The sequence below is a fragment of the Sinosporangium siamense genome, assembly GCF_016863435.1.
Classification (GTDB): domain Bacteria; phylum Actinomycetota; class Actinomycetes; order Streptosporangiales; family Streptosporangiaceae; genus Sinosporangium; species Sinosporangium siamense.
The window spans coordinates 62,459-74,959 of the sequence record NZ_BOOW01000009.1; the positions used below are offsets into that span (position 1 = coordinate 62,459).

A 12,501-nucleotide genomic window follows, 5' to 3' on the forward strand; every position below is an offset into this window, starting at 1 on the left:
GTCGGCGAGGACGCCAGGCCCCGCACACCCGGACCGGCGTCCGAGGCGCCCGCATCGGTGGCGCCGACCGGACCGTTAAGCAAAGGCCGGGCTTCACGCGTGTTGTGAGCTTCGGACTGTCTGCTCGGCTCCGGTACGGCATAACCTCGGAGACGTGACCGAGCGAGCGGTGCGGCTCCCCGCGTGGGCCGCCGTGATGAGCGGGCTGGTGGGCGGGGCCGTCGCTTTCGCGGTGGCGTTCCTGGTCGCGGGGCTTGTGGACGCGCGGGCGTTTCCCGTCCTGGCGGTGGGCGACGCCATCGTGGATCTCTCCCCGGCGTGGCTTAAGAACTGGGCGATCGCGCAGTTCGGGGAATACGACAAAGTCGTGTTGCTGACGTGTGTCTCGGTCGTGCTCGCCGGGTTCGCCGCCGGCCTCGGGCTCGCGGCCCGCCGGCGGATCGCATATGCCGTGGCCGGCGTGGTGCTCCTCGGTGTGGTGGGGGCGTGGGCCGTGCTCTCCCGTCCGGGGGCCACGGCCGCCGGCATCCTGCCGACCGCCGTCGGCACCGCGGTGGGGGCGTGGACGTTGTCGTGGCTGGTGCGGCGGGCCATGGGAGCGCCCGCAGCGGGTGATGAAGCGGCGCGTCGTGAAGCGGCGGGCCGTGAGGCCGCAGGCGGGGCCGCGGCGGGTGGCGAGGCGGCGGGGCATGACGCGGGGGAGGCCGGCGAGGCCGGCCGGGCTCTGCCGTACGAGACGCCGCCCCGCGAGCCGGAGCGGCCGGCGGTGATACGGCCGGGCAGGAGTGCGGGGTTCGACCGGCGCAGATTGCTTCAGGGCGCCGCGGGCGGGCTTGTGGTGGCAGGTGCCGCCGGGGTGGCGGGCCGGGTCCTGACCGACCGTATGGCGGTGTCGGGGGCGCGGGAGAGCCTGCGGCTGCCGAGGCCGGCCCTTCCGGCGCCGCCCCTCCCGGCGGGAGTGGATCTCCGCCTCAACGGGCTGTCGCCCTTTGTCACACCCAACGATGACTTCTACAGAGTGGACACCGCGCTCATCGTCCCCCAGGTGGACCCGCGGGTGTGGTCGTTGCGTGTGCACGGGCTGGTGGAGCGGCCGATCATCCTCACCTTCGGCGACCTGCTCCGCCGTCCACTGCTCGAGGCCGACATCACGCTGGCGTGCGTCTCCAACGAGGTCGGCGGTCCCCTCGTCGGCAACGCCCGCTGGCTCGGCGCACGCCTGAGCGATCTGCTGCGGGAGGCGCGGGTGCGGCGCGGCGCCGACATGCTGCTCTCGACGTCGGCCGACGGCTGGACCTGCGGCACGCCGATCGACGTCGTCATGGACGGCCGCGACTCCCTGCTCGCGGTGGGGATGAACGGCGTGCCGCTGCCGCAGGCGCACGGGTTCCCCGTCAGGCAGGTCGTGCCGGGACTCTACGGCTATGTCTCGGCCACCAAGTGGATCGTCGACATCAAGGTCACCAAGTTCACCGTGGACCAGGCCTATTGGACCCCGCGCGGCTGGGCGGAGCGTGCGCCGGTCAAGACCCAGTCCCGCATCGACGTGCCCGCCGAGGGAGCCAAGGTCAAACCGGGCCGTACGGCTGTCGCCGGCGTGGCGTGGGCGCAGCATCGGGGGATCGACGCGGTGGAGGTGAGGGTGGACGGCGGGCCGTGGCACGTGGCGCGGCTGGCGCAGGCCCCCACTGCGGACACCTGGCGGCAGTGGGTCTTCGAATGGGACGCCACACCCGGCAGCCACACGATCGAGGTGCGGGCGACCGACGGCACGGGCCACACCCAGACCTCCACCCAGGCTCCCCCCGTTCCGGACGGCGCGACGGGGTGGCATTCGCGCGTGGTGAGTGTGTCCGGCTGATCTTCCCGGCCTATCTGAAGGACTTTCCGACGGCGGAGCCTTACTCGCCCTACTATCGGCCATCAGGTAACGGCTCAGGGGGTGTGCGTGTGTACCACGACCGAAACCACCGTGCGGACGGTGTCCGCTGGAGCCTTCCCACGGGGTTCTACAATCCGGTCGTCACCTCAGACGGCCGCAGGTGGCGTGATTTCGAGCTCGTGGCCGACGCCGAGCCGTCGCCGCAGGTGGGCGGGGTGGTGGATGACGGCTCGTCCGACTGGTTCGACCGCCGTGACCGGCCACCCAGGTTGCCGACCTGCCGCCCTTACGGCGTGCCGGGCGGTTTGACCCGGCCCGATCCGCATACTGAGCGAGACCTCGTGAAGGCGGTGCCGGTGGACGAGAGGGGCAGGGCCAGGCGGTTTCCCGACCCCCGGGGCACGTGGATCCGGTTGATCAACGGGGAGGGCGCGGTCGACGATCCGTTTCGCGCCACAAACGCGGTGGACTGCGCACTTTCCGTCCTTTCCACCTGGCACGGGGAGCCGGAGGTGGCGGCGCCCCGGTTGCCGGAATACGACCGGGTGGGCAGGCCACTGCTGACCGGCGAGGCGGGTGGTGTGGTGCGGGCCGAGCGGTGGACGGGCCACCGGTTCGAATATGCGGGCCACGGCCGGCGCGCCTACGCGTCGATCGCCCGGCGCCTCACGGACGCGGGGCACGGCGCGGCGGTGTTGCTGGTCACCCGATGGCCGAGCGGCGGCAGCCACGCCTGGAACGCCGTCAACACGCAGGGTGAGGTCGTGTGGATCGACGGTCAGCGCGGCCACATGGCGGTCGAGCCGCCGTATGAGTCGGTGACCGGGGTGTTCTGCGTGCTGCTCGACCGCGGGGGGCGGTTCCGGTGAACCTCGATCAGGCGCGGGCGCTGGCCGAGGAGTATTTCAACGGGGTACGGTCACCCGACGACGCCCTTGATCTGGGCATTTATAGCTTTAAAGAGGGATATGTCGTCTGGGCGCGGGACCCCGAACCCGACGACCCCAGTGTGCTTCCCGATACCGTCGGCGGCGGCTGCGTGGTGATCGACAGAGCCACCGGCGAGGTCGTGATCCGGCCACTGCTCGACCCCGGCACCGTGGCCGAGCAGTGGCCGGGACGCCTTCCCCGGTAGCCCTTTACGGCAGGCGGCGCCGGGCGTGGGACCGCCGTCCTCGCAGGGCCCGCGCCGGGCGCGGGACCGTCGTCCTCACAGGGCCGCGGTCCCGCACGCCAGGTCAGCCGCTCGCCAGCGAGTTCACGATGGACGCGCGTGCCGCGCGGCGGGCAGGGAGCAGCGACGCCAGCACACCCGCCAGTCCCGACAGGACGATGAACGCGGCGATGTGCAGCGGCGCGGCCTGGAAGATCGGCTTGTCCTGCATCGTCTGCACCGCTGCCCAGCCGAAGACGAGCCCGAGCACCACCCCGATGAGCGCCCCGATCAGGCCGAGCACGAACGCCTCCAGCGAGAGCATCACCCTGAGCTGCGGCCGGGTCAGGCCGAGCGCCCGCAGCAGCGCCGACTCGCGGGTGCGCTCGTGCACCGAGAGCGACAGGGTGTTGGCGATGCCGAGCAGCGAGATGAGGACCGCGAGGCCGAGCAGGCCCGCCATTACCATCAGCACATTGTTGATCGAGTCGTTGAACTCCCCGCGGATCTCGGTCGTGCTGGACACCTGGACGGTCGGCAGGTCGGCGATCACGCTCTCGACCACCTTACGTGCGGCCTCGGGAGCGGCACCGTCCGTCATCTTGACCACGACCCGGATGTCCTCCGTGGCCCCGTAGTAACGGTGGAAGGTGCTCTCCTGCAGCAGGACGTCGGAGCCCGGCATCTTCTCCCGGTCGTAGGTGCCGGAGACCGTGACCTTCTCCATGCGGCCCGACCTCGTCTTGATCTCCATCGTGTCGCCGGCCTTGACGCCCAGTTTCCCCGCCGTCCCGAGCGAGAGTATCGCCTGGTCCGGGCCGGGGTCTCCGGTCCACCCTTCCTGGGCGATCGTCTTGATGGGGCCGACGATGGTGCCGACCGACACGAAGGAGTTGTTGTCGGTGGTGACCGGCCGCGTGTGCTCGCGGAAGGCCACGACCGTGCCGAACTCCGGCTTTGTGCGCAGTGTCTCGGCCACCGACCTCGGGATGGTCGCTTCGCGGTCACCGATGGCCATGAGGACGTAGTCGACCGGATACTGCCGGTCGAGCCGGGCGTCGCTGGAGGCCTGCACGGAGGCGCTGACCACGGAGATGAGCGTCATCAGCGTCACGCCGATCGTGAGGGCGATCGTGGTGGTGGCCGAACGTTTAGGGTTGCGGGTCGAGTTGTCCACGGCCAGGCGGCCCGGCACGCCGAACAAGTAGGCGGGGAGGAACCCGGTGAGCCTGCTCAGCGGCTTCACCAGCACCGGTCCGATGATCAGCACGGCGAAGAAGACGAGCACCCCGCCGCCCGCGACCGTGAAGAGCCCGCCTGCGCCCGGCGGCATGGTGATGCCGGCCACCGTGACCCCCACGCCGAGGATCAGGAAGAGCCCGGTGAAGACCCACCGCAGCACACCGGACCTGAACGCGTTCTCCTCCACCTGGGTGCGCAGCGCCGCGATGGGCGCCACCCCGGTGGCGGCGCGCGCCGGGAGGAGCGCGGCGACGACCGTGACCACGAGGCCGGTCAGCAGACCGGCGGCGGTCGAGGTCACCGTGAGGGTCACCGTACCGGCCGGCATGGGGCTGCCGGTGGCGTTGATCACTTGGATGGCGGCTGCGCCCAGCCCGAGGCCAAGGAGCAGTCCCGCGACGGAGGCGAGCAGACCGACCACGGCCGACTCCAGCAGGATCGACCGGAACACCTGGGAGCGGGTCGAGCCGATGCAGCGGAGCAGCGCCATCTCCCGGGTGCGCTGGGCGACGAGGATGTTGAACGTGTTGTAGATGACGAGTCCGGCCACCAGCATCGCCACCGCGCCGAACAACAGCAGCCCGTAGGTGATGAAGTCGATCTCGACGCCGTTGCCGTCGGCCATCTTCTCCATGAGCGTCTGGCCGGTGATGGCCTCGCCCTTCGCGCCCACCGCGGCGGCGACGGCGGCCCGGAGGGTCTCGGCGGACACCCCGTCCTTCGCGAGCACGTCGATCTCGCGGAAGCCGGTCGGCTGCGCCATGCGCTGGAAGGTCTCGGAGGTGTAGCCGACCGCGCCGCCGTGTGACAGCTCCTGGTCGACGCCCAGTTTGAACAGTCCGACCAGGGTGAACCTGTGCTTCTGCTGCCGGACGTCCAGCACGGTGATCGTCTCACCGACCGTGAAGCCGCGGGTCTTGGCCGTGCTCTCGTCGAGCACGGCCTCGTTCCCGGCCTTCGGGGCGCGTCCCGTGACGATCTCGGTGCGGTTGAGCTCGCCCTCGACGACGGGCACGCCCCAGGTCGTGACCATCGATCCCACGACCTTGCCGTCCTTGCCGATCAGCGCGGTGCGCTCCCGGCCGACGCCCACCGCGGCTGCGACGCCCTCGACCCCCTTCACCCGGTCGAGCAGCTCCATGGGGACCGTGAGCGGGCCCTCCTGCGAGCGCTTTTCGTCTTTGGCGGGGATGACCGCGACGTCCACCTTGTCGGCCGCAGCGGTGAAGGACTGGGTGAATCCCGCCTGAATGGTGTCGGTGAGTACAAACGTGCCCGAGATAAAGCCCACGCCGAGGGTGATCGCGAGCGAGGTGAGGATGAGCCGGAGCTTGTGCGCCCTGAGCCCGGCCAGAGTGGTCTTCAGCACCTCAGCTCTCCAGCTTCATCAGCGTGTCGTGGATGATCTGCGGCGTCGGCTGGTGGACGTCGCTGACCAGCAGCCCGTCGCGGAGGAACACCACACGGTCGGCGTAGGACGCGGCGACCGGATCGTGGGTCACCATGACGATCGTCTGCTGGAGCTCACGCACCGATGTGCGCAGGAAGGACAGCACCTCGGCGCCGCTGCGCGAGTCGAGGTTGCCGGTGGGCTCGTCGGCGAAGATCACCTGTGGCCTGCCGATGAGCGCTCGCGCGACGGCGACCCGCTGCTGCTGGCCGCCGGACAACTCTGCGGGTTTGTGGCTGAGCCGGTCGCGCAGGCCCACGGTGTCGACGACCCGGTCGAACAGCGCCGGGTCGGCCTGCCGTCCGGCGATGTCCAGCGGCAGCCGGATGTTCTGCTCGGCGCTCAACGTCGGCAGGAGGTTGAACGCCTGGAAGATGAACCCGATCCGGTCCCGCCGGAGCATGGTCAGCTCCTTGTCCGAGAGCCCGGTGACCACAGTGTCGCCGATGTGCACCGACCCCGAGGTCACGGTGTCCAGCCCGGCCAGGCAGTGCATGAGCGTGGACTTCCCGGACCCCGACGGCCCCATGATCGCCGTGAACGCTCCCGTCGTGAACGCGACGTCGACACCCCGCAGGGCGTGTACGGCCGCGTCCCCCTGGCCGTACACCTTGGTGAGGCTCCGGGCCACCACGGCAGGCGGGGCCTCGCGGTGGATATCGGTGAGAGTCACGTTCGCTCCTCGGCGATCACGGCGTTGAACAGATCGCGTCGTCGTCCGAGGGCGGCCGGGCCGTACCGGCGGCCGGGACACACCGCCTTCGCGGGCTCTCGACGCGCTCTCAACGCTAGGTGCGCGACCCCATGGGAATCATGAGTCGAAAGGACGGAATGGCAGCTCTGACCAGGGACATAGCCCTTTGTGGACCTATGACCGGGGTGTCACGCCAGGGTCAGCCTTTTGGCCGATCCGACGGAGTGACGAGCCCGGACTCGTAGGCGAACATCACGACCTGAGCCCGATCCCGAAGGTGGAGTTTGGCCAGGACGCGGCCGAGATGCGTCTTCACGGTGCCCTCGGCGAGATCCAGCCGCGCCGCGATCTCGGAGTTGGACAACCCGCGGGCGACCAGCAGCAGCACCTCGCGCTCGCGGCCGGTGAGCCGGCTCACGGCGGCGGAGTCCACGGTGTCGCCGCCGGGGAACTGCCCGGCGAACCGGTCGAGCAGCCGCCTGGTGGTGCTCGGCGCCACGACGGCGTCGCCGCTCGCGACCGCGCGGATGCCGCTGAGCAGGTCGGTCGGCGGCACGTCCTTCAACAGAAATCCGGACGCGCCCGCCTTCAGCGCGGCGAAGGCGTATTCGTCCAGGTCGAAGGTGGTGAGGATCAGCACCCGGGGACCGCCGGGAATCTCACTGATGGCCCGTGTGGCCTCCACGCCCCCCATCCGGGGCATACGCACGTCCATCAGCACGACGTCGACCGCCGTGCTCTTCAGGCACTCAAGCGCGGCCAGGCCGTCGCCGGCCTCGGCCACCACCTCGATGTCCGGCTGGGCGTTCAGCACCATGCGGAAACCCGCCCGCAACAACTCCTGGTCGTCGACCAGCATCACCCGGATCACGCGGCTCGTGTCCCGCCCGAGTCGGCGATCGGCAACCACACCGCGACCTCGAACCCGCCACCCGTGCGGGGCTCGGCCGACACCCGCCCGCCGTACATCGCCACTCTCTCCCTCATGCCCACCAGCCCGTGGCCGTCGACCCGGCGGGGCGCCGCGGCCCCACGCCCGTCGTCGGTGACCACGACGAAGATCTCGCGCGGCCGGTAGTCCACCACCACGATCGCGTGTGCCCCGGGTCCACCGTGCTTGATGGTATTGGTCAACGCTTCCTGAACGATGCGGTATATCGCGAGTTGCTCCCCTTCGGGGATCTCCTGACGTGTCCCGCTGACGAGGAACTCCACCGGCAGCCCGGACGCACGCACCTGCACGACCAGCTCGTCGAGCTGATCCAGCCCAGGTTGAGGCGCATATTCCTCGGGGCCCGCGTCGTGCTCCCGCAGAACCCCGACGAGCCGCCGCATCTCGGCCAGCGCCTGCCGCCCGGTCGAGGAGATGGTCTGTACGGCACGGCGCGCCTGTTCGGGGTCGCCGTCGATCGCGTAGCCCGCGCCGTCGGCCTGCACGATCATCACACTGACGTTGTGCGCCACCACGTCGTGCAGCTCCCTGGCGATCCGCGCCCGCTCGGCCGAGGCGGCGAGCTGCGTCTGCTGGTCGCGCTCTCGCTCGGCGCGTTCTGCCCGCTCCTCCAGGCTCTCCAGATAGCGCCGCCGGGTGTTGGCGTAGATTCCGGCCAGCCAGATCGTCACGACGAACGCCGACAGGCTGAAGAAGGTGCCCCGGGTGAAGGTGTTCCACTGCATCATGGCCAGCACGATCCCGAGCTCGGCGACCAGCCCGGCCGCCACCGCCCAGCGGAAGCTCCGCAGCGAGGCGACCGTGAACATCGCGATCAGCACCGACATGTTCGCCGGGATCGCCGCCACCTCCAAGAGCCACTGCACGAAGCAGGTCCCGGACAGGACGGCGAAGACCGTCAGCGGATGGGAACGCCGCCAGAACAGCGGCACAAGCATCAGCAGGCTAAGCGTGACAAAACCCCAGAGCGGCAGCACGGGCTGCTGCCCGGGGGCGGAGGAGAGCGTGGCGTAAACGAGGGCGGTGGCGAGGTAGAAGGCGCCGAGGGGCAGCAGCCACACGACGTCCCACCATCCGCTGTAACGCCTCGACCAGGCGTGGACCTTGCCGAACACAAGACCCACCATATGTTTGCGCTGATCGACGGCGGTCCGCCTGAAGGCTGAAGTCCGTCTACGACCCAGGTCGCACTCTGCGGCTCCCTTACGCGCCCCTTACGCCTCTTAGGCCATTCTTGTCCTTGGGAGCCCCTCGGGGTTGGTAAAGGGAATGTGATGGCGGATCACAACGACGCCGGGTCGCGCGGTTGACGACATCGCCGCGCGACCCTGCGGGTGCTCCGGAGGCCGTCACCGGCCACCCCGGCGACCGGGCTTGCTCCCCGATCTTCGCGCGATGCCCGTCTGGTGCGCGGCGCCCAGACCAGTCGGTTGAATGATGTTGGGTTTTGTGCTCACTACGCTACTTATCGTGCTTCTCTCGCGGCCCAAGTGGTAGGAAAGAGTGGTGAGGTCGGTGGGATTCGAACCCACACTGTCAGGTTCCTAAGACCTGTGTCTCTGCCATTGGACTACGACCCCGTGCCTACGGGCACCTGAATGTGCTGTGACAAGCCCCCGACAAGCATGGTCATTTTAGGTCGCACTATGCCGTTGGGCCAAACGCTTTCCGGATGGCGACACGACCCGAATTAGTGATCTTGCCTACAGGGGCTTGTACGGAGACGGGACTAGAGGCCCAGTTTCTTCTTGAGGCCGGCCACGTGACCCGTGGCCTTCACGTTGTAGAGGGCCTTGTCCACGACGCCGTCGGCGTCGATGACGAACGTGGAGCGGATCACGCCGACCACGGTCTTGCCGTATAGCTTCTTCTCCCCGTAAGCACCGTATGCCCGGTGCACTTCTAGCTCCGGGTCGGACAGGAGGGGGAAGGTCAGCGCGTCGTGCTCCACGAACTTCGCCAGCTTGGCCGGGGAGTCCTTCGACACACCGAGGACGACGTAGCCCGCGTCGGCGAGCTCACCCAGGTTGTCGCGGAAATCGCACGCCTGCTTGGTGCACCCGGGCGTCATCGCGGCGGGGTAGAAGTAGAGGATGACCCGTCGGCCGAGGAACTCCTTCAGCGACAACGTGCTGCCGTCCGCCGCCGTCAGGGCGAAGTCGGGGGCACGGTCGCCGGGGGCCAGCCTGCTCTGGTCGGATGTCGTCTTATCGGACACCGCTCATCCTCCCCGGGGATGCGGTCGGCCCCGGCCTGGTGCGTCGCCCAGCCGGTGTCACACACCGGTGAAGAGCGACGAGGTGGGGCAAGTGCTCGGTCACGAGACCAACCTACCCCCATCCGGGCCGGTCGCTGTGCCGTATGACGGGTGAACCTGACAGACTGATCGTTGTCAAGGGGTGGACGAGAGGATGACCATGGCCGAGACCAATCCCGAGGAGTTGGAGCGGCGCATCGAGCGCACGCGCGCGGAGTTGGCCCGCACGGTCGACGAGATCGCCGAAAGGGTGCACCCCCGGCGTGTCGCCGAGCGGAGCGTGGCGAAGGTCAAGGCCAATGCCGAGCACTTCATGGCCTCCGTCGGTGACGCCGTGGGTCTCGCGCCGCGCGACCACAGAGCGGAGGCCCTCAAAGGAGAGCCTGACGACGACCTGTGGGAGGACGAGCGTCCCTCGCTGGCGCCGGTGCTCATCGGCGTGGGGGCGGTGCTGATCGTGGGCGCGGCCGTCGTGCTCTGGCGCCGCCGCCGTCGCTGACGGTGCCCGCCCGGGCTCGCCCGTGCTCACCCAGGCACAGGCGCGGAGCGTCACCCGCGCGGAGCCGCCGGCTACGGGCCGCTGGGGGGCGGCCGGCAGCCGGACGGCCGCAGGCGGGCGTCCTGGAAGAGACAAAGCTCTCGAAAGGATCCCGTCAGAGAAACGTGCACCCCTCGCCCCGATAGGTCGGCACCACGTCGACGAGCCGGTCGCCCTCCACGAGGTGGAGGGAGGCGAAACGTTCGCACAGCTCACCGGCCTTGGCGTGGCGGAACCAGACGCGGTCGCCCACCCGCAGGTCCCGCGCGGCGGTCCCGAGCAGGGGGGTCTGCACCTCACCCGCGCCCTCGTCCGGCGCATATCTCAGCCCGGAGGGCAGATAAGGCTGCGGCAGCCGCGTGCCGTCACCCGGTCCTGAGGCGAGATAACCGCCGCCGAGTACGGTGGCCACACCCGGACCCGGCCGGCGCACCACGGGGAGCGCGAACATCGCCGCCGGCCGGCCCGTGAACCCCCGGTAGGAGTCGAACAGCCTCGGGTGGAACAACCCCGAGCCCCCGGCGAGCTCGGTGACGGCCTTCTCCCGCGCGGTCTTCTCCAGGCTGCCGGTCCCGCCGCCGTTCACGAAGGCCAGGTCGGCCACCTGCCGTACGGCCCGCACGACCTGGCCTCGCCGTACCGTCACGTCGCGCTGCGAGCGGTTCTGCATCCAGCGTACGGCGTGGCCGTAGGCCGGCCTGCCCGGCGGCTTGTCGCCCACCCCGGCGATCTGGGCCTCGTAGGCCATCAGCCCGACGAGCCGGAAACCGCGGCGTCCGCCGATGTGGGCCGCGAGGCCGGCGGCCTGCTCGGGGTAGCGGACGGGGGAACGGTGCACCCCGGCGCGCAGCCGGCCGCCGAGGGTCACGTAGCTGACGTCCAGGTCGAGGCAGAGGCGTATCTCCTGGCGCGGGCTCACCCCGGCGATCGCGGCCTCGACGAAGTCCAGGTGCGCCGTGGAGTCCACCATGAGGGCGATCTCGCGGGCGGCGCGGGAGTCTGCGGCCAGGCGGGCTAGCGCGGCGCGGTCGGCGGTGGGGTAGGCGACGAGCACGTCGGTGAGGCCCGTCTCGACCAGCCACAACGCCTCGGGCAGGGTGAAGGCCATGATGCCCTGGAAGCCGTCGAGCGCGAGCACCCGTTCGAGGAGCGGGCGGCAGCGCACGGACTTGCTGGCCACCCGGATGGGTTTGCCGCCCGCGCGGGCGGCCATGGAGGCGGCGTTCGCCGCGAAGGCGGCGAGGTCGACGACGGCGAACGGGGGGTCCAGGTCTGCGGTGACCCGGTCGTAGCGCTCACGGTCATGCATATCGGCAGCGTATAGGGGCGCTCACGCGATGAACATGAGTTGGCGTCATATATTTTGGGCCGTCCGTGGAGCGTCGGCGATTGGACCCCCCGAGCACGGTCCAACGGGTAAATTCCCCTGGCGATCCCGGCCATGATCGCGCAAAACAGCGGGGAAGGGCCTCATCGATTGGTTCACCCGTGTACCTCTGTCGGGGTGACCACAGCGAACCTCGAGACGGCCGCGCGAGGCGAGGGCGGCCCGCCGCAGCAGGAGCGGCACCGGGCTGGTGGGGGAGCCGTCCGGGTGCTGCGCCCCTCCCGCGCTCCGCTGGGGGTGACGGTCGCGGTCCTCCTGTCGGCCGTGTTGTCGCTCACGGCGGTCGAGGCCGTCGTGCTGCTCGTCGGAGACCCGCCGCGCCTGGTGCCGCTGAAACGCGTCGCCGCCGCCCTCTGGGCCGCCAAGTGGTCCGACTCCGCCGTCATGGGCATTGCCCTGCTCACGGCCCTGGCCGGCGCGGTGTTCGTCATGACCGGCCTGCTGCCGGGCCGCTCTCGGCTGATGGCAGTGGAGACCACGGACCGGCGCACGGTGATCGGGGTGACCCGCCGGGGGCTGCGCCGCAGCCTGCGCGCCGTCGCGCAGTCGGTGGACGGAGTGGAGCGCGCCCGCGTGCGGCTCGGCCACCGGCACATCGAGGTCACCGTCCTCACCGGCGTCCACCGTGACGGGCACATGCTGCGTCAGGTCGGCACCGCCGTGGGCGACCGCCTGGCCGGGGTGGGGATCGTGGGCGGCGTGGAGGTCGTGGTCCGCCTGCGCAGAAAGAAGGCCAGGTAGTCGTGCTCGCGATCGGAGCGGACGGAACCGGCCCGATCGGCGAGGAGGTCGTGTAAGCATGCGGGTGTTCAGAGCGAACCGGATCGGGCTGGTCGTGGTCGGCATCGCGTTGTTCGCCGGCGGGGTCTACGGCGTGCTGCGCGGCCGGGGTGTCGTGCCGGGGCACGAGCCGTACGGGCGGGTGCTTCCGGCCGCGGTGCCGGCC

At 70.2% G+C, this 12,501-nt stretch carries 11 protein-coding genes and 1 tRNA gene; 5 read left to right on the forward strand and 7 right to left on the reverse strand.

All coding sequences use genetic code 11. The annotated features are described in order from the left end of the window. Nucleotides 1-154: 154 nt before the first annotated feature. The 3 genes from Ssi02_RS07640 to Ssi02_RS07650 all read left to right on the forward strand — a co-directional run bounded on the left by Ssi02_RS07640 (nt 155) and on the right by Ssi02_RS07650 (nt 3,017). Nucleotides 155-1,861, forward strand: coding sequence for a molybdopterin-dependent oxidoreductase (locus tag Ssi02_RS07640; protein WP_307825597.1), 1,707 nt, complete (start codon nt 155-157; stop codon nt 1,859-1,861). Nucleotides 1,862-1,950: 89 nt separating this feature from the next. After that, a complete protein-coding gene (locus Ssi02_RS07645) occupies nt 1,951-2,751 on the forward strand; it encodes a toxin glutamine deamidase domain-containing protein (RefSeq protein ID WP_204022650.1) in 801 nt (266 codons plus the stop codon). Next, on the forward strand, nt 2,748-3,017 hold the full coding sequence (locus Ssi02_RS07650) for an SUKH-4 family immunity protein (protein ID WP_204022652.1): 270 nt from the start codon (nt 2,748-2,750) through the stop codon (nt 3,015-3,017). Before Ssi02_RS07645 ends, Ssi02_RS07650 begins: the two co-directional genes overlap by 4 nt. Before the next feature lie 103 nt (nt 3,018-3,120). Here the strand turns inward: Ssi02_RS07650 and Ssi02_RS07655 are convergent, their stop codons facing one another. From Ssi02_RS07655 to bcp, 6 genes are all read right to left on the reverse strand, one after another. Then, a complete protein-coding gene (locus Ssi02_RS07655; RefSeq protein WP_204022654.1) occupies nt 3,121-5,646 on the reverse strand; it encodes an ABC transporter permease in 2,526 nt (841 codons plus the stop codon). Between the two features lies 1 nt (nt 5,647). Beyond that, a complete protein-coding gene (locus Ssi02_RS07660) occupies nt 5,648-6,400 on the reverse strand; it encodes an ABC transporter ATP-binding protein (protein ID WP_204022655.1) in 753 nt (250 codons plus the stop codon). Between the two features lie 220 nt (nt 6,401-6,620). Continuing rightward, a complete protein-coding gene (locus tag Ssi02_RS07665) occupies nt 6,621-7,292 on the reverse strand; it encodes a response regulator (RefSeq protein ID WP_239128676.1) in 672 nt (223 codons plus the stop codon). After that, the gene (locus tag Ssi02_RS07670; protein WP_239128677.1) at nt 7,289-8,488 is read right to left on the reverse strand and encodes a sensor histidine kinase; all 1,200 of its coding nucleotides are present in this window, start codon (nt 8,486-8,488) and stop codon (nt 7,289-7,291) included. Before Ssi02_RS07670 ends, Ssi02_RS07665 begins: the two co-directional genes overlap by 4 nt. Nucleotides 8,489-8,877: 389 nt before the next feature. Continuing rightward, a tRNA-Leu gene (locus Ssi02_RS07675) sits at nt 8,878-8,953 on the reverse strand. Nucleotides 8,954-9,102: 149 nt separating this feature from the next. Continuing rightward, nucleotides 9,103-9,591, reverse strand: a complete 489-nt coding sequence (bcp, locus tag Ssi02_RS07680) for a thioredoxin-dependent thiol peroxidase (protein ID WP_204022658.1) — start codon at nt 9,589-9,591, stop codon at nt 9,103-9,105. Nucleotides 9,592-9,790: 199 nt separating this feature from the next. Between bcp and Ssi02_RS07685 the strand changes: the two genes are divergently transcribed. Next, entirely contained in the window at nt 9,791-10,129 is a 339-nt protein-coding gene (locus tag Ssi02_RS07685; protein WP_204022659.1) for a DUF3618 domain-containing protein, read from the forward strand. A 154-nt stretch (nt 10,130-10,283) separates the two neighbouring features. On the opposite strand, the gene Ssi02_RS07690 is transcribed toward Ssi02_RS07685, so the two are convergent. Continuing rightward, on the reverse strand, nt 10,284-11,477 hold the full coding sequence (locus tag Ssi02_RS07690) for an amino acid deaminase/aldolase (RefSeq protein ID WP_204022660.1): 1,194 nt from the start codon (nt 11,475-11,477) through the stop codon (nt 10,284-10,286). A 195-nt stretch (nt 11,478-11,672) separates the two neighbouring features. Here Ssi02_RS07690 and Ssi02_RS07695 point away from each other — a divergent pair, with 195 nt between their 5' ends. Beyond that, a complete protein-coding gene (locus Ssi02_RS07695; protein ID WP_204022662.1) occupies nt 11,673-12,296 on the forward strand; it encodes a DUF6286 domain-containing protein in 624 nt (207 codons plus the stop codon). Nucleotides 12,297-12,501: the final 205 nt, after the last annotated feature.

What these genes read in the sequence shown, in the direction of transcription:
- Ssi02_RS07690 (WP_204022660.1), bottom strand. Translation starts at nt 11,477, where the DNA reads ATGCATGACCGTGAGCGCTACGACCGGGTCACCGCAGACCTGGACCCC.
- Ssi02_RS07685 (WP_204022659.1), top strand. Translation starts at nt 9,791, where the DNA reads ATGGCCGAGACCAATCCCGAGGAGTTGGAGCGGCGCATCGAGCGCACG.